Origin of the sequence: Billgrantia bachuensis (assembly GCF_011742165.1) — a bacterium.
Classification (GTDB): domain Bacteria; phylum Pseudomonadota; class Gammaproteobacteria; order Pseudomonadales; family Halomonadaceae; genus Halomonas; species Halomonas bachuensis.
In genome coordinates this window covers 1-16,666 of record NZ_JAAQTO010000036.1, presented here as the reverse complement: position 1 = coordinate 16,666, position 16,666 = coordinate 1, and the positions used below count along the sequence as shown (strand labels likewise).

At 68.1% G+C, this 16,666-nt stretch carries 15 protein-coding genes; 6 read left to right on the top strand and 9 right to left on the bottom strand.

Translation table 11 applies throughout. The features are described from left to right. The first annotated feature begins 141 nt into the window (after window positions 1–141). Window positions 142–705: a YIP1 family protein gene (locus tag HBJ55_RS13610; protein WP_167115787.1), complete on the top strand. Its 564-nt coding sequence runs from the start codon at window positions 142–144 to the stop codon at window positions 703–705. Here HBJ55_RS13610 and HBJ55_RS13605 read toward each other — a convergent pair. Genes HBJ55_RS13605 through HBJ55_RS13595 form a run of 3 tightly spaced genes read right to left on the bottom strand, consistent with a single transcriptional unit; the run spans window position 647 to window position 5,771 of the window. Beyond that, window positions 647–3,793 carry an efflux RND transporter permease subunit gene (locus tag HBJ55_RS13605; RefSeq protein ID WP_167115784.1) on the bottom strand — a complete coding sequence of 1,049 codons (3,147 nt, stop codon included), beginning with the start codon at window positions 3,791–3,793 and terminating at the stop codon, window positions 647–649. The genes HBJ55_RS13610 and HBJ55_RS13605 overlap by 59 nt on opposite strands. Further along, a complete protein-coding gene (locus tag HBJ55_RS13600; RefSeq protein ID WP_167115780.1) occupies window positions 3,790–5,157 on the bottom strand; it encodes an efflux RND transporter periplasmic adaptor subunit in 1,368 nt (455 codons plus the stop codon). Before HBJ55_RS13600 ends, HBJ55_RS13605 begins: the two co-directional genes overlap by 4 nt. After that, on the bottom strand, window positions 5,154–5,771 hold the full coding sequence (locus HBJ55_RS13595; RefSeq protein WP_167115777.1) for a TetR/AcrR family transcriptional regulator: 618 nt from the start codon (window positions 5,769–5,771) through the stop codon (window positions 5,154–5,156). Before HBJ55_RS13595 ends, HBJ55_RS13600 begins: the two co-directional genes overlap by 4 nt. Before the next feature lie 153 nt (window positions 5,772–5,924). Here HBJ55_RS13595 and ubiU point away from each other — a divergent pair, with 153 nt between their 5' ends. From ubiU to HBJ55_RS13570, 5 genes are all read left to right on the top strand, one after another. Continuing rightward, window positions 5,925–6,920, top strand: a complete 996-nt coding sequence (gene ubiU / locus HBJ55_RS13590; protein ID WP_167115774.1) for a ubiquinone anaerobic biosynthesis protein UbiU — start codon at window positions 5,925–5,927, stop codon at window positions 6,918–6,920. Window positions 6,921–6,928: 8 nt separating this feature from the next. Beyond that, a complete protein-coding gene (locus HBJ55_RS13585; RefSeq protein WP_167115771.1) occupies window positions 6,929–7,849 on the top strand; it encodes a U32 family peptidase in 921 nt (306 codons plus the stop codon). A gap of 190 nt (window positions 7,850–8,039) precedes the next feature. After that, window positions 8,040–9,770 carry a ribonucleoside triphosphate reductase gene (locus tag HBJ55_RS13580; RefSeq protein WP_167115769.1) on the top strand — a complete coding sequence of 577 codons (1,731 nt, stop codon included), beginning with the start codon at window positions 8,040–8,042 and terminating at the stop codon, window positions 9,768–9,770. A gap of 49 nt (window positions 9,771–9,819) precedes the next feature. Further along, entirely contained in the window at window positions 9,820–9,984 is a 165-nt protein-coding gene (nrdD, locus tag HBJ55_RS13575) for an anaerobic ribonucleoside-triphosphate reductase (RefSeq protein ID WP_167115766.1), read from the top strand. 56 nt (window positions 9,985–10,040) lie between these two features. Further along, entirely contained in the window at window positions 10,041–10,790 is a 750-nt protein-coding gene (locus tag HBJ55_RS13570) for an anaerobic ribonucleoside-triphosphate reductase activating protein (RefSeq protein ID WP_167115763.1), read from the top strand. Here the strand turns inward: HBJ55_RS13570 and cdd are convergent. The 6 genes from cdd to HBJ55_RS13540 are packed head-to-tail and all read right to left on the bottom strand — an operon-like array spanning window position 10,780 to window position 16,618. Continuing rightward, on the bottom strand, window positions 10,780–11,190 hold the full coding sequence (gene cdd, locus HBJ55_RS13565; protein ID WP_167115760.1) for a cytidine deaminase: 411 nt from the start codon (window positions 11,188–11,190) through the stop codon (window positions 10,780–10,782). The genes HBJ55_RS13570 and cdd overlap by 11 nt on opposite strands. Next, window positions 11,187–11,915, bottom strand: coding sequence for a purine-nucleoside phosphorylase (gene deoD / locus HBJ55_RS13560; protein WP_167115757.1), 729 nt, complete (start codon window positions 11,913–11,915; stop codon window positions 11,187–11,189). The genes cdd and deoD overlap by 4 nt, the downstream gene beginning before the upstream one ends. A 10-nt stretch (window positions 11,916–11,925) precedes the next feature. Further along, window positions 11,926–13,176, bottom strand: coding sequence for a phosphopentomutase (locus HBJ55_RS13555; RefSeq protein WP_167115754.1), 1,251 nt, complete (start codon window positions 13,174–13,176; stop codon window positions 11,926–11,928). Beyond that, entirely contained in the window at window positions 13,173–14,534 is a 1,362-nt protein-coding gene (deoA, locus tag HBJ55_RS13550; protein WP_167115750.1) for a thymidine phosphorylase, read from the bottom strand. The genes HBJ55_RS13555 and deoA overlap by 4 nt, the downstream gene beginning before the upstream one ends. Beyond that, window positions 14,534–15,307 (bottom strand): deoxyribose-phosphate aldolase, encoded by a 774-nt coding sequence (gene deoC / locus HBJ55_RS13545; RefSeq protein ID WP_167115747.1) that lies wholly within the window; start codon window positions 15,305–15,307, stop codon window positions 14,534–14,536. The genes deoA and deoC overlap by 1 nt, the downstream gene beginning before the upstream one ends. A gap of 39 nt (window positions 15,308–15,346) precedes the next feature. Beyond that, window positions 15,347–16,618, bottom strand: a complete 1,272-nt coding sequence (locus tag HBJ55_RS13540; RefSeq protein ID WP_167115744.1) for a NupC/NupG family nucleoside CNT transporter — start codon at window positions 16,616–16,618, stop codon at window positions 15,347–15,349. Window positions 16,619–16,666: the final 48 nt, after the last annotated feature.

The following is a 16,666-nucleotide window of genomic DNA, read 5'->3' as shown; positions in this document are numbered from 1 at the left end:
TAGGCTCCGGTTCCTGTGCTCCGTGCGCCTTGCGCTTCATCTCGCTCGTCAATTTGTCTTGCGTTCATATCTTGACACTCTCTCGCGTCACCGCTAAACCAAGGAAAACAATAACGATTTTCCTGACGCGAGAGATTCTTGATGGAAATCAATCATATCCTGCAACTGCCTTTTACCCATGAGGGTGGCTGGCAGCAGCTGCGACAGAGCCGTCCTTCTCTCAACGCGCTGATCCTACGCGTGGTGCTGCCGCTGTCGCTGCTGCCACCGGTCATGCTGCACTACGCCATCCATCACCACGGCGATGCCCTGCTGCCGGGCCTGGCCGAGCGCCCCTGGGCGATCATCGCCCCGGCGCTATTCACCGCCGAGCTGCTCACCTTCCTGGTGATGGGCTGGCTGATTCACGGCGTGGCGGGCGCCCACCGCATGCGGCTCAGCCATCGCGACGCCTACTTCCTGGCGGCCATGGTGCCGCTGCCGCTGTGGTTCTCCTCGCTGACGCTGTTCGTTCCCGACATGGTCTTCATCGTCTGCGGCGTGCTGCTGGCGCTGATGTTGTCGTGCGGGCTGGTCTACCACGGCCTGCAGGCGCTTGCCGAGCGCGAAGAAGACGACATCATGGTCATGTCCGCCACCTACACGGTCATTGCCTTCGGCCTGATGGCGTGGGGAGTGCTGCTGGCGCTGGTGTGGGCGCTGTAGACCGCTTCTCGCCCAGCCAGCCCCAGTCGTCGAACAGCACGTAGAGCGCCGGGATCACCACCAGCACCAGCACGGTGGCGCTGAGCAGTCCGAACACCACCGAGATCACCAGCGGCTTGATGGTGGCCGCCTGGGTGCTGGTTTCCGCCAACAGCGGCAGCAGCCCTGCAATCGTCGTCGTCGAGGAGATCAGGATGGCGCGCAGCCGATCGCGACTGGCCTGCCCCGCCGCTGCCGCGGCATCCATGCCGTGCTCGCGATGCGTCTTGATGAACTGGATCAGCAGGATGGCGTTGTTGACCACGATGCCGGCCAGCGACGCCGCACCGATCAGCGAGGGCATGGAGAGGTAGTAGCCCATGAGCACGTGCCCCCAGATCGCGCCGATGAACGCTAGCGGTATCGTCAGCAAGACGATCAGCGGCTCCATGTAGCTGCGGAACTGGAACGACAGGATCAAGAAGATGCCCAGCAGGCCGATGAGCAGCGCCCGGCCGATGGAGGCGCCGGTTTTCGAGGAGCTGGCCACCTGCCCCTCGAACGCGACCATCACCCCGGGATGGCGCGCCTCGAAACCCTCCAGCCAGTTGCCGCGCAGGTCGCCGACGATGGCCTGGGCGCTGGCGCGGCGCGCGTCGACGTTGGCCTCCACGCTCACCGTGCGGCGCCCGTCGATACGCGTGATGCGTGCCCAATCCCGCCGCTCGTGCATGTTCGCCACCACTGCCAGCGGTACCCGTCTGCCGTCAGGCAGGGTGATGGTCAGATCGGCCAGGTCATTCAGATCGTCGCGGTCGGCTTGCGCCTGGCGCACCAAAACTTCCACTTCCAGCTCGCCGATGCGCTGGGTATCGGCCACTTCGCCGAGCAGGGCGGCACGCAGTTGGACGGCCACTTCCTCGGCACTCAGACCGAGGCCGTGGGCGCCCTCGGCCAGGTTGTAGGAACGCTGCGGCTTGCCCAGTCGCAGGTCGTCGATGACGTTGTAGACGGCATCGTAGCTCTCCAGTTGGGTGGCCAGCTCCGTAGCGGCAGCCTTCAGGGCATCCAGCTCCTCGCCGACCAGCCGCACCTCGATCGGTACGCCAGCGGGGCCGAGCCCCGGCTCCTGGATGATCAACCGCTCGATGCCCTCGATCGGACCGATCGCCTCGCGCCATGCCTCGGTCAGCGTATCGAGGGTGACGCGGCGCCGCTCGGCGGTGAGCAGGTCGACCATCACCGTAGCCACGTGCGGGCCGGTTTCCCGGGCGCTGGCATTGTGATTGAAGCGCACCTGGATCGCCTCCACCAGCGAGGCGCCGTCGGGCTGTTCGGGTGAGTAGCGCGCATCCAGCTCGCGCATCGCCGCCTCGACCCGCTCGGCCACGGCCTCGGTGCGGGCCAGCGGTGTGCCCTGGGGCATGAGAATACGCGCCTCCAGCACGTCGCCGTCGATGTCGGGCATCGCCTCGCTGCCGATATGGCCACCGGCCATGAAGCCGAGCGAACCCAGCAGTACGGCCAGCATTATGCCCAGCACCGCATGGCGCAGTCGGATCGCTCCGTCGGCAAGCCTGCCGACCCGCTCGCGCAAGGAATCGAAACCGCGCTCAAAGGCGGCTCGGAAACGGGAGTCGCGCCGATCGCCCAGCCTCGACGCGCCGCCTTTCAGATGATGCGGCAGGATCCAGAATGCTTCGACCAGGCTGGCCGTCAAGGCCGCAATCAGCACCACCGGCAGCACTTCCAGCACCGCCCCCAGCTCACCGGCCAGGAACGACAGCGGCGCGAAGACCGCTACCGTGGTGAGAAAGGAGGAAAACACCCCTGGCAGCACTTGCCGCGTACCGTCCACCACCGCCTCCAGTGGGGTGGCCGCCTGCAGGGCGTGGGCGGCGACGTTGTCAGTGATGACAATGGCATCGTCCATGACGATGCCGATGGCCATCAGCAATGCCACCAAAGTGATCATGTTGAGCGACAGCCCGGTGAGCACCATCACCGCGAAAGCGCCCATGAAGGCCACCGGCAGCCCCAGCACCGCCCACAGCGCCAGCCGGGGCCGGAAAAACAGGCTCATCGTCAGCACTACCAGTACCAGGCCCATGATGCCGTTGACGACTAGCATGCTCAGGCGATCGCGCACGATACCGGTCATGTCCTGTGTCAGGGTGAGGTCGAGCCGACCGTCGAAGCGCTGTCGCTCCGCTTCCAGCAGGCGCTCCATGGCGCTTTTCACCGTCAGCGCATCGGCGCGCAGCGACTTGCTCACCTCCAGCACTAGCGCCGGCTCGCCTTCGAAGCGGATCTTCTCCTCGGGCCGCTCGCCCACTTCGCGCAGGGAGGCGATCTCACCCAGGGCCAGCTCGCCGCCCTTGGGGCCGGAAAGCACCACCAGCGAGGCGAGCTCCTCCAGCGAGCGGCGCTGGTCGCTGAAGCGCAGCAGTATCTCGCGCTCGCGGGTCTCCAGGGTGCCGAGCGGCAGATCGAGGTTCTGGCTGGCGATACGGGCAGCGAGCTGGCGCGCCGAGAGGCCGTGCTGCCCCAGCACCTCGCGCGGGACCTCCACCTGCCATTGGCGCTGGGACATGCCGTGGATCGACACCCCCGCCACGCCCGGCAGGGCCATCAGGCGCTCTTCCAGGCGCAGGGCATAGTCTTCGAGCTGGCGCCCCGGCATGTCGGCGGAAACCGCCACCGCGGCTACCAGGTCGCTGCGATGCAGTTCGCGCACCACCGGTCGCTCGGCGCGAGACGGCAGGTCGGTGATCGCGTCCACCTCGGTGTCGAGCTCGTTGAGAAAGCGAATGGCGTCGCCACCCGCGGCCATGGTGGCGGTGGCACGGGCCAGGTTGTCCTGAGCGATGCACACGAATTCATCGAGGTATTCGACGCCCTTGACCGCGTCGTGCAGGCGACGGCAAACGGCATCCTCGACGTCGGCGGCGCTGCCACCGCGATAGCTCACCTCGATGCTCGCCTCGACTGCGCGATAGTCGGGCAGCGTCTCGCGCTTGAGCTGGGGCAACGCGAAAAGGCCGGCGGCGATCAGCAATACCAGCAGCAGGTTGGCCGCCGTGGGGTGGCCGGCGAACCAACGGATCATGGCCGCTCTCCCGCCGCCTGCTCGGCGAGCCGACGCTCAAGCGCTTCGTCACGCCGCGGGGCCAGCGCCATGCCCTGTATCGCGCTGGCGAGATCGGTCACCACCACCCGTTCGCCCGGCACGAGGCCTGCATCGATCACCGCCAGCCCGTCCTGCTCGAAGCTCACCTGAACATCGCGCCGCACCAGTTGGTCCTCGTCGTCCACCAGGTACAGCTCCCCCTGGTGCACCGCACTCGCCGGCACCGCCAGCAACGGCTCGCGGCTCGGTGTGGCAAGGCGCACCCGCGTATACATGTCGCGCTGCAGCGGCGGGCGATCGGGCGGCAGAACGTCCTGGTACGGATCTGCGACGCGTACCACCGCACGCACGGTGCGCGTGGCCGGATCCAGGCCACTGGCAACCCGTACCAGCCGTCCCGTCCAGCCCACGCCCTCGGCGCCGACCAACGCGACTTCAGCCTCGATGTCCGCTAGCGCCAGGCGCTCACTCAGCTCCAGCGCGCTGCGGGGTGGCTCGTCGGGCACCGCGCCAGCCAGCAGGCGACGCATCATGGCGATGGGGATATGCGCCTCCACTTCGGCCGCCGCCAGGCTGTCGGCTTCGAAGAGCCGTTGTCCCGTCGTCACGAACTGATGCTCTTCCACGGCTACCTCGCCCAGGCGCAGGTCGTAGGGCGCCACGAAGCGGGTATCCTCCAGATCGCGCCGAGCCTGGGCCAGACGCGTAGCGGCACGCTCGCGCTGAGCGCCGAGGACATCGCTCCGCGAGGGCAGCAAGGCCAGGGTGTTCTCCAGCGACGCCACCGCCTGGCGCTGGGCCAGCATGCTGCGGCGCTGTTCGTCGCGCTGCGAGGTGGAGACCGAACCGCTCTCGGCCAGCCGCTCGATGCGCGCCAGCTCGCGCTCGGCGAGGGCCAACCGCTCGCGCTCCAGCGCCAGCAGGCGGCGGGCATTGTCCGCTTCGGTCTCGAGCTGCGCGAGTTCGGCCGTCAGGCTGGCCAGTTCCGCCTCGGCCTCGGCGATGGCCAGCTCGTAGCGGCTCGGGTCGAGCGCCACCAGCAGGGTTCCCTCGGCCAGCAGGGAGCCGTTCTCCAGCTGGGGATGACGCTCCACGACCCGCCCGCTCACGTTGGCTATCGCCTGCCAGGTCTCGGCAGGTCGTGCCACGCCGTGCCCGCGCGCCTCGATGCGGAACGCCAGCGGACGTGCTTCGATGAAAGCCACGCGCGTTGGCGCGACCGCCGCCTCACTACGTTCGGGGGCCTGGCGGTTGGCCACGAACAGCACCAGCAGCGCCGCACCCACGGCCACGCCGACGAGTACCGTCGATGCGCGCCCCAGGCGCTTGATCGGGCTCGTCATGGGCGCACCTCGCGTTCGGCGTGGATGCCATGACAGTAGAGATCGAATGCCCCCTGTGCCTGCTGGGCGACATGGTTCATATTGCCGATCATCAGCGACTGCATGACCAGCCCCTGGATGGAGCCGATGAACTGCGTGGCGGCGGCCTCGATGTTCAACCCCTGGCGCAGTTCGCCGGCCGCCTGGGCCTGGCTCAGCAGCAGTTCGACCCGCTCGCGATAGCGGAACAGGAGTGAGCGGACCAGGCGCCGGGCCGGGGTCGGACGGGCATGCTGCAACTGCCCCATCATCAGCCGGGGCACGCCGGGGTGCTCGACGATGAAGGCGATGTGGGCATGGAACATCGCCTCCAGCGCGGCGAGGGGGGCATCGGCCCCGGCAGACGCAGCGTCCAGCCGCTGCATCACACGCTCGCCCACCCAGCCGATCACCGCCTCCCAGATGGCGTCCTTGCTGGGGAAATGGCGAAACAGCGCGCCCTGGGTGACCCGCATGTGCTTGGCGATATCCCCCGTGGTGATCGTCGCCGGGTCGTCACCGGCGCTCAGCTCTATGACCGCCTTGACGGTGAGTTCACGCCGCGCCTCGGCGGTGAGATTGCGCTTGGTCGGCATCAGCGACTCCAAAAAGATAGTAATCGATTACTATCTTATGCCGCGATTTCAAATGCCGCCAGGACTATCCCGCTTCGCCATGACCCTCATCAAAAGCCGCCCTCGCGTAGTCGACTAGCATGGTCAGGTTTACCAGACTGCGAGGAGAGCGACATGGAGCTCGTCTGCCCGGCCGGCAACCTGCCGGCCCTGAAGCGGGCGGTGGATGAAGGCGCCGATGCCGTTTACTTCGGCTTCCAGAACGCCACCAACGCCCGGCAATTCGCCGGCCTCAACTTCACCGACAAACGCGCCCGCGAAGGTATCGACTACGCCCATGCCCGCGGCAAGCGGGTGCTCTGTGCCATCAACACCTACCCGCAGCCCGACGGCTGGGCCCAGTGGACCCGCGCCGTGGACCAGGCCGCCGAGCTCGGTGTCGACGCCCTGATCATGGCCGACATGGGGCTGCTCGATTATGCCGCCCGGCGCTACCCGGATCTCGCCCGTCACCTCTCGGTGCAGGGCTCGGCCACCAGCCATGAGGCACTGCGCTTCTATCACGACCAGTTCGGCATCAAGCGCGCCGTGCTGCCGCGGGTACTCTCCATTACCCAGGTGCGCGATCTGGCCAGGCAGAGCCCGGTGGAGCTCGAGGTGTTCGCCTTCGGCAGCCTGTGCATCATGGCCGAGGGGCGCTGCTACCTGTCGTCGTATCTCACCGGCGAATCGCCCAACACACGCGGCGTCTGCTCGCCGGCGGCCCACGTGCGCTGGGAGGAGACACCGCAGGGGCTGGAGTCACGCCTGAACGGCGTGCTGATCGACCGCTATGGCGACGGCGAGCGTGCCGGCTACCCGACCCTGTGCAAGGGGCGTTTCGAAGTCGCTGGCGAGACCTATCACGCCATCGAGGAGCCCACCAGCCTCAACACCCTGGAGCTGCTGCCGGAACTCGCCGAACTCGGCATCAGCGCAGTGAAGATCGAGGGCCGCCAGCGCAGCCCGGTCTACGTGTCGAAGGTCGTCGGCATCTGGCGCCAGGCGCTGGACCGCCTGGAGCGCGCGCCCGAGCGATTCCACCCCGACCCCGCCTGGATGGCCGGCCTCGGTGAGGTCTCCGAAGGCGCCACCACCACCCTGGGCGCCTACGAACGCCGCTGGAAATAGGAGCCGACATGCCGACTTCCGCTACCCTGCAGCTGTCGCTGGGTCCGGTACTGTTCTACTGGACCCGCGAGCGCTATGCCGACTTCTACCGCGAGGCCGCCGACTGGCCGGTGGAGATCGTCTATTTGGGCGAGTCTGTCTGTTCGCGACGGCGCGACATGAAGCTCGACGATTGGCTCGGCATCGGCCGCGAGCTGGCCCAGAGCGGCAAGCAAGTGGTGCTGGCGAGCCAGACCCTGATCGAGTCCGAGGCCGACCTGCGCGACCTGCGCAAGCTGTGCGACAACGGCGAGTTCACCGTCGAGGCCAACGACCAGAGCGCCCTGCAGCGCCTGGCCGCCAATGGGCTGCCCTTCGTTGCCGGGGCGGCACTGAACCTCTACAACCCGGCCGCCATCAGCGTGATGGCCCGGGCCGGCATGCAGCGCTGGCAGGCGCCAGTGGAGATGTCGCGTGACGACCTCGCCCGGCTGCTCGCCGACAGCAAAGCCGAAGGGCTCGACCGGCCCTGCGAGGTGTTCGCCTACGGCCACCTGCCGCTGGCCTGGTCGTCGCGCTGTTTCACCGCACGGCGCCACCAGAAGCCCAAGGACCGCTGCATGTTCGTGTGCCAGAAGTACCCGGAGGGCCTGGCGCTGCGCACTCAAGAGGCGTCCAAGGAGGTGTTCACCCTGAACGGCATCCAGACCCTCTCCGGCGCCTGCCAGGACCTGCGCCATGAGGTCAGCGACATGGCCGCAATGGGCGTGGCCGTGGCGCGCCTGAGCCCGCGCGCCGAGGGTATGGCCGCGGTGGTTGCCGCCTTCGACGCCGCCCGCCGCGGCGAGCTGCCCGCCGCCGACCCACTGGCGCTGGTCGAGGCCGAGGTGTGCGACGGTTACTGGCACGGCCGGCCGGGCATGGACAACACGCGCCTGCCCGCCGGCTGAGCCGCATGCCATTAATGCCTTTGCGGCCGTCTTCGAGCCCCGCCAACCGGCGGGGCTCGTCGTTCGCCAGCGTTCCAACTGGCCCTTTTCTGACCTGGATCATTTCCTCCCGCCGCCGAAGGCACTAGCCTTCACACACCATATGTTGTGTATAGAGAAACCAAACTGCAGCACATATAGGGAGATAACGGTGAACGCCCCCATACGCCAAGCCGGCCCGCGCCGCATCGACGTCGCCTCGACCGTCGACGAATACCTCGACCGCGCCGACTGGCGCGTGCACGCCAACGCCAACCAGGGCTACTCCTTGGGCGGGCTGATCCTCAACGTCTCGGGCAAGCTGATCGCCAACTACTGGCTCGATGAGGTCTACCCGGCCGAGGTCGGCGCCGCTCACCGCGAGGGCGACCTGCACATCCACGATCTCGACATGCTGTGCGGCTACTGCGCCGGCTGGTCGCTGCGCCAGCTGTTGATCGAGGGCTTCAACGGCGTACCCGGGCGCGCCGAGAGCGGCCCGCCGCGCCATCTCTCCAGTGCGCTGGGGCAGATGGTCAACTTCCTCGGCACGCTGCAGAACGAGTGGGCTGGCGCCCAGGCCTTCAGCTCCTTCGATACCTATCTCGCGCCCTACGTGCGCCGGGACGGCCTCGACTATCCGGCCGTCAAGCAGGCGATCCAGGAGTTCATCTACAACCTCAACGTGCCGTCGCGCTGGGGCAGCCAGACGCCCTTCACCAACCTCACCTTCGACTGGGTGTGCCCGGCGGACCTGCGCGATCAGGTACCGATCGTAGGCGGCGAGGAGCAGCCCTTCACCTACGGCGAGCTGCAGGCGGAGATGGACCTGCTCAACCGCGCCTACCTGGAGGTGATGGAGGCCGGCGACCGCCAGGGACGGGTGTTCACCTTCCCCATCCCCACCTACAACATCACCCCCGATTTCGACTGGGAGAGCGACAACGCCGAGCGGCTGTTCGCGCTGACCGCCAAGTACGGCCTGCCCTACTTCCAGAACTTCCTCAACTCGGACCTGGAACCGCACATGGTGCGCTCCATGTGCTGCCGCCTGCAGCTCGACCTCAGCGAGCTGCTCAAGCGCGGCAACGGCTTGTTCGGCAGCGCCGAGCAGACCGGCTCGCTGGGAGTGGTGACGCTCAACTGCGCGCGGCTGGGCTATCGCTTCGCCGGCGATCGGGCGGGGCTGTTCGGCGAGCTCGACCGCCTGCTGGCGCTGGGCCGCGACAGCCTGGAGCTCAAGCGCGAGCGCATCCAGCAGTGGATGGACGAGGGCCTCTATCCCTTCACCCAGCGCTACCTGGGCACCCTGCGCAACCACTTCTCCACCCTGGGGGTGAACGGGCTCAACGAGATGGTGCGCAACTTCTCCGACGACCGCTACGACATCACCGCCCCGGAGGGGCGCCAGCTCGCCCTGGAGGTGCTCGACCACGTGCGCGCCAGGATGCAGGAATTTCAGGCCGAGACCGGCCACCTCTACAACCTGGAGGCGACCCCGGCGGAGGGCACCACCTATCGCTTCGCCCGCGCCGACGCCGAGCGCTTCCCGGGCATTCTGCAGGCGGGCACGCCGGAGGCGCCCTACTACACCAACTCCAGCCAGCTGCCGGTGGGGCACACCGACGACCCCTTCGAGGCGCTGATCCACCAGGACCCGCTTCAGACCCGCTACACCGGCGGCACCGTGCTGCACCTCTACATGCGCGAGCGGCTCTCCAGCGCCACCGCCTGCCGCAAGCTGGTGCACACCGCGCTGTCGCGCTTCCGCCTGCCCTACATCACCGTGACGCCGACCTTCTCGATCTGCCCGGTGCACGGTTACCTGGCCGGCGAACACGAGTTCTGCCCCAAGTGCGACGAAGCACTGCTGGCAAGACGCGCCGCGGCCGTACCGGCCTGAGCGTTTTTTCACTCCACTGTTTTATCCACCAATGGAAGGAGCCAAGAAGATGACGAACATCGACACCCTGCCCACCGAACAACGTCAGCGCTGCGAGGTATGGACCCGCGTAATGGGCTACCACCGACCGGTCAGCCAGTTCAACGTCGGCAAGCGTTCCGAGCATCGCGAGCGCCGCCACTTCACCGAGCGGGCCGCTCGCCTGACGTCCTGACTGCTGTCCTGCCGGGCCCCGTGCCCGGCATTCAAGCCCCCAGCCGAGGAGCTCCCATGATCGCCACCGACCTCGACCCGCCCGCCCTCGCGCCCCTCGACGGCATCCGCCTGCCCATCGCCGGCCTGACCCAGATGACCACCCTGGACTATCCCGATCACCTGGCCTGCGTGGTGTTCCTGCAGGGCTGCCCGCTGCGCTGCGGCTACTGCCACAACGGCCACATGATGCCGCCGCGCCGCGGCGACGAGAGCGAGTGGCAGGCGGTGCGGGAGTTCCTGGAGAGCCGCCGGGGGCTGCTCGAGGCGGTGGTCTTCAGCGGCGGCGAGCCGACGCTGCACAACGCCTTGCCGGCGGCGGTACGCGAGGTGAAGGCGATGGGCTTCAAGGTCGGCCTGCACACCGCCGGCCCCTACCCGGCGCGGCTATCACGGCTGCTGCCGTGGCTCGACTGGGTAGGGCTCGACGTGAAGGGGCGCGGGATCGATTTCGACCGCATCTGCGGACGCCCCGGTATCTGGCAGCGCAACAGCCAGAGCCTGACGACGCTGCTCAACGGCGGCATCAATTTCGAGTGCCGCACCACCGTGCACTGGCGCGACTTCGACCTAGCCGACGTGGAGCGCCTGGCGCTGACCCTGGCCGACTGCGGCGTGCGCCGCTACGCCATCCAGGTGGCGCGCACCCGCCAATGCCTCGACCCGGCCTACTGCCAGCCGGTGGAGAACGCTCCGTCGCGGGCGATGCTCGCCGGGCTGGTCAGGCGACTGGGGCCGCACTTCGAGCGCATCGAGCTCAGGGAGTGAGTTCCAGATTCTCCGGTCCGAAGGCATCGGGCAGGAGCTGTTCCATGGTGTAGCGCTTGAGCAGCCTGCCCTCGACGTCGACCACGTGGATACGGGTCTCGGCGTCGGCGAATTCGCGGATGCGCTGGCGGCAGTCGCCGCAGGGCGAACACAGATGCTCACCGGGGCCGATCACGTAGACGTGGCGCAGCCGCCGCTCGCCGGCGCTGACCATGGCAGCGATGGCCGAGGCCTCGGCGCACAAGCCCTTGTAGTGGGCTACCTCGACGTTGGCGCCGAAGAAGCGCGCACCGCTTTCACTCTCGACCATGGCGCCCACCGGGTGTCGAGAGTAGGGCGCATAGGCATTGCCGCGCGCCGCGATCAGCGCGGCGACGATGCTCGGATCGATGTCGCTCATGCCGCCCCCGCCGCATCGTCGCGCAGCACCGCATCGAGGGCCACCTCGACCATCTCGTTGAAGCTGCGCTCGCGGGCTTCGCTGGGCAGCGACTCGCCCTTGAGGATGTGGTCGGAGACGGTGCAGATGGTCATCGCCCGGCCGCCGAACTCCGCCGCCACGCCGTAGAGCCCTGCCGCCTCCATCTCCACGCCGACGATGCCGTAGCGCTTCATCAGCGTGAACAGCTCCGCCTGAGGGTTGTAGAACAGATCCGCCGAGAACAGGTTGCCCACTTTCACCGACACGCCCTGGGCCGCAGCGGCATCCACCGCATGCCGGGTCAGCTCGAAGTCGGCGATGGCAGCGAAGTCGTGGCCCATGAAGCGGGTGCGATTGACCGCCGAGTCGGTACTCGCACCCAGGCCGATCACCACGTCGCGCACCGCCACGTCATCACGCACCGCGCCGCAGGAGCCGACCCGGATCAGCCGTTTCACGCCATAATCGGTGATCAGCTCCTTGGCGTAAATGGAGACCGAAGGAATGCCCATGCCATGGCCCATCACTGAGATCTCGCGGCCGCGGTAACTGCCGGTGAAGCCGAGCATGTTGCGCACGTTGTTCACCTCGCGCGCATCCTCGAGGAAGGTCTCGGCGATGTACTTGGCACGCAGCGGGTCGCCGGGCATCAGCACGGTATCGGCGAAAATGCCGCGTTCGCCCTGGATATGGGGAGTCGCCATGTCGAGGCTCCTATGCAGCGAGAGGGTCGGGGTGGAGAGGGCCGGGAAGAAAGCTCTTGCCGTCGGCCATGGGAGTGAGCTTCAGGTAAGCCGCCAGGCTCTGGCCGATGTCGGCGAAGGTATCGCGCGCGCCGAGCGAGCCGGGCGCGAGCCCCGCGCCCAGCGCCAGTACCGGCACTCGCTCGCGGGTGTGGTCGCTGCCGTGCCAGGTGGGATCGCAGCCATGGTCGGCGGTGAGGATCAGCAGGTCGTCCTCGCGCAGTCTGGCGAGCAGTTCGGGCAGGCGCGCGTCGAAAGCCTCCAGCGCGGCGGCGTAGCCGGCCACGTCACGCCGGTGGCCGTAAAGGGTGTCGAAGTCGACGAAGTTGGTCATGACGAGCGAGCGCTCGCCGGCCTCCTCCAGGGCGGCCAGGGTGGCGTCCATCAGTGCGTCGTGGCCGCTGGCCTTGATCGTGCGCGTCACCCCGCAGTGGGCGTAGATGTCGGCGATCTTGCCGATGGCGATCACCTCGCCGCCATCGCCCGCAAGCTTCTGCAGCACCGTGGGCGCGGGCGGCTCGACGCTGTAGTCGCGGCGGTTGGCGGTGCGGGTGAAGTCCGTCGCACTCGCACCGACGAAGGGCCGCGCGATCACCCGGCCGATGTTGTAGGGCTCGAGCAGGTGCCGGGCGGTTTCGCACAGCGCGTAGAGCCGTTCGAGGCCGAAGGTCTCCTCGTGGGCGGCAATCTGAAACACCGAATCGCCCGAGGTATAGACGATGGGCTTGCCACTGGCCACGTGCTCCTCGCCGAGCCGGGCGATGATCTCGGTGCCCGAGGCGTGGCAGTTGCCCAGCACGCCGGGCAAGCCGGCCTCTCGTTCGAGCGCCTGGAGCAGTTCGGGCGGGAAGCTGTCTTCCAGGTCGAAGAAATAGCCCCAGTCGAAACGCACCGGCACCCCGGCGATTTCCCAATGGCCGGATGGCGTGTCCTTGCCCGAGGAGATCTCCCGGGCATGGCCGTAGGCGCCGATCACCTCGCTGGGCGGCGTGATGCCCTCTGCCCAGGCCCCGCTGCTCTCACGGTGGGCATGAAACAGCCCCAGCCGCGCCAAGTTGGGCAGCGCCAGTGGCCCGCTACGACCAACACCATTGCACTCCCCCTTGGCGCAGGCAGCGGCGATATGTCCCAGGGTGTCGGCCCCGGCGTCGCCGAAGTCCACCGCATCCGGCGCCCCGCCGATGCCGAAGGAGTCGAGTACCAGCGCGATGGCACGGGTCATGGCGCCTCCCGACGAATCACGTCCTGAATGAGTGTAGGCGGTGTGACGTCACCGGTCGCGACGTCGTTCACCTCGATGGCCGCGCGCAGCCGGGCGGCCGCGCGCTCGGCATCGGCTTCGCTTCGCGCATGCACCCAGGCCAGCGGGCGCTCGCCGTCGATCGCCTCGCCGATGGAAGCAATGCCGGTCAGCCCGACGGCGGGATCGATGGCGTCCTGCGGCGCACGGCGCCCTCCGCCCAGCGCCACCACGGCAAGCCCCACGGCGCGGGTATCCATCCGCGAGACTTGCCCGCTGCGCTCGGCACACACGGGGCGAACGACCGGCGCCCGGGGCAGGTAGCGCTCGTGGCGCTCCAGCAGGTCGGCAGGACCACCCAGGCCCGCCACCATGCGCGCGAAGCGCTCGGCAGCGGCGCCGCTGGCGAGCCGCTCGTCGAGCAGCGCCAGAGCCGCGTCGCGGTTTGCGGCGAGCCTACCGGCCAGCAGCAGCTCGGCGGCAAGCGTGCGGGTCACCTCGAGCAGACGGCCACCGGTCTTTTCGCCGATGAGCAGCGCGATCGCCTCGCGCACCTCGACGGCGTTGCCGGCACAGGGCGCCAGCGGCTGGCTCATGTCAGTGAGCAGCGCGGTGGTCGGCGTGCCGGCCCGGCTGGCCACCTCGGCGATGGTCTCCGCCAGTTCCCGCGATTTCTCCAGGGTGGGCATAAAGGCGCCGCTACCGCTCTTGACGTCCATCACCAAGGCATCGAGGCCGCAGGCGAGCTTCTTGCCCAGTATCGAGCTGACGATCAGCGGCAGCGACTCCACCGTGGCGGTGACGTCGCGGATGGCGTAGAGCCGCCGATCTGCCGGCGCCAGCTCGGCAGTCTGGCCGACGATGGCTACGCCCGACTCACGCACCAAGCGGCGAAAGTGCTCCCGCGAGGGCGCGATATCGTAGCCGGGAATCGCCTCGAGCTTGTCCAGCGTGCCGCCGGTATGGCCCAGGCCGCGGCCGGAGACCATCGGCACAAAACCGCCGCAGGCGGCGACCCACGGCCCCAGCACCAGCGAGACGAGATCGCCCACGCCGCCGGTGGAGTGCTTGTCGAGCACCGGCCCGGGCAGATCCAGGTCCTGGCCGAGGCCGCGCCATGTCAGCACCTCGCCGGAGTCGCGCACGGCCTCGGTCAGCGCCACCGTCTCGGCGGCGTTCATGCCGTTGAGGTAGATCGCCATGGCCAGCGCCCCGACCTGGGCATCGGAGAGGCTCTCATTGGCAATACCGCCCACCAGTTCACGGATCGCATCGGGCGAGAGCGCCTCGCCGTCGCGCTTGGCGCGGATCAGTTCCTGGGGTAGCGCTCGTGCCGGCATCAGTAATCCTCCGCGGGCCCCTCGCCCTCAGCAACGCCGAGAGTTTCGAGCAGGCTGCCGAGCAGGCCCGAGGCGCCGAAGCGGAAGTGCGCCGGGGTGACCCAAGCAGCCCCCATCACCTGCTCGGCGAGCCGCAGATAGGCGGCGGCATCCTCGGCGGTGCGCACACCGCCGGCGGCCTTGAAACCCACGTCGCGCCCGCTCGCCTTGATTGCTGTGAGCAGGACCTTGGCCGCATCCAGGGTGGCGTTGACCTTCACCTTGCCGGTGGAGGTCTTGAGGAAGTCGGCGCCGCCGTCGATAGCCAGCATGCCGGCACGGTCGATCAGCCCGGCCTCCTTGAGCTCACCGGTTTCCAGAATGACCTTGAGCACGGCGCTACCGCACTCGCGCTTGCAGGCGGCGACCAGCTCACGGCCGACCTCGGCATCGCCCGCCATCAGCGCGCGATAGGGGAAGACCACGTCGACCTCGCCGGCGCCTGCGGCGATGGCCGCGCGGGTCTCGGCCGCGGCGCGCTCGATATCGGCCTCGCCATGGGGAAAGTTGGTCACTGTGGCTATCTTGACCTTGCCGGCCAGGCCCTGCTCGGCCAGCGCTTGACGGGCGGTCTCGATGAAGGCGGGGTAGATGCACACCGCCGCCGGATGCCCCGCCGGGGTGTTGGCGCGGGCGCACAGTTCGCGAATGACGGCGTCGCTGTCGCCGTCGTTGAGGCTGGTGAGGTCCATCAGCGCCAGGGCTTGGCGCGCGGCCTGTTGCAGTTCGGTCATGACGTTACCTGTCGAAGCAAGAGCGTGTCGCGGTGGCCATCAGATCACCCCGCCCAGGGCGAGGAAGAAACCCGCAATGGCCGCCGACATCAGATTGGAGAGCGTGCCCGCCAGCACCGCCTTGATGCCGAAGCGGGCGATGTCGTGGCGCCGGCTCGGGGCGATGCTGCCCAGGCCGCCGAGCAGGATGGCGATCGACGAGAGGTTGGCGAAGCCGCACAAGGCGAAGGAGAGAATCGCCACGGTATGCCCGCTCATGGCCTGGCCGGTATTGACCACCATCGAGGTGCCTTCGATATAGGGCGACAGATTGATGAAGGCGACGAACTCGTTGACCACCAGCTTCTGGCCGATGAAAGAGCCGGCCAGCGTCGCCTCCTCCCAAGGCACACCGAGGACGAAGGCGAGCGGCGCGAACAGCCAGCCCAGGATCAGCTCCAGGCTCAGTTCCTCGACGCCGATCCAGCCGCCCACGCCGCCGAGCATGCCGTTGATCAGCGCGATCAGGCCGATGAAGGCGAGCAGCATGGCGCCGACGTTGGCCGCCAGGCGCAGGCCCGAGGTGGCCCCGGCCGCCGCGGCATCGAGGATGTTGACCGGCTTGTCCTCCTCCTCGATGACCTCGTTGGCCTCCTCGACGTCGTCTACCGGCTTTTCGGTCTCGGGCATGATCAGCTTGGCGAACAGCAGCCCGCCGGGGGCGGCCATGAACGAGGCCGCCACCAGGTATTCCATTGGGATACCCAGCGCCGCGTAGCCGGCCAGCACCGAGCCGGCCACCGAGGCCAGCCCGCCGCACATCACCGCGAACAGCTGCGAAGGGGTCATGCGGGCGATGAAGGGGCGCACCACCAGCGGCGCCTCGGTCTGGCCGACGAAGATGTTGGCGGTGGCCGAGAGCGATTCGGTGCGCGAGGTACCCAGCGCCTTCTGCAGTGCCCCGCCGAGGATGCGGATCACCCACTGCATGATGCCGATGTAGTAGAGCACGGCGATCAGCGAGGAGAAGAAGATGATCACCGGCAATACCTTGATGGCGAAGACGAAGCCGATGTTATCGACGTCGGCCAGGCCACCGAAGAGGAAGTCGATACCGTCATTGGCGTAGAGCACCACCTGGCTGACGCCGGCAGAGATGGTCTGCAGCACCGCCTGGCCGAAGGGCACGTAGAGCACGAAGGCGCCGATGCCGGCCTGGATGGCGAAGGCGCCACCCACGGTTCGCAGACGGATGTCGCGCCGGTTGGAGGAGAAGACGAGGGCGATGGCGATCAGCGTCGTCATGCCGACCAGGCTCATGATGGCGGTCATGGGGGTCCTTCCGTTCGTGCTGGGTGGCCGCGACAGGGGGCGCACCTG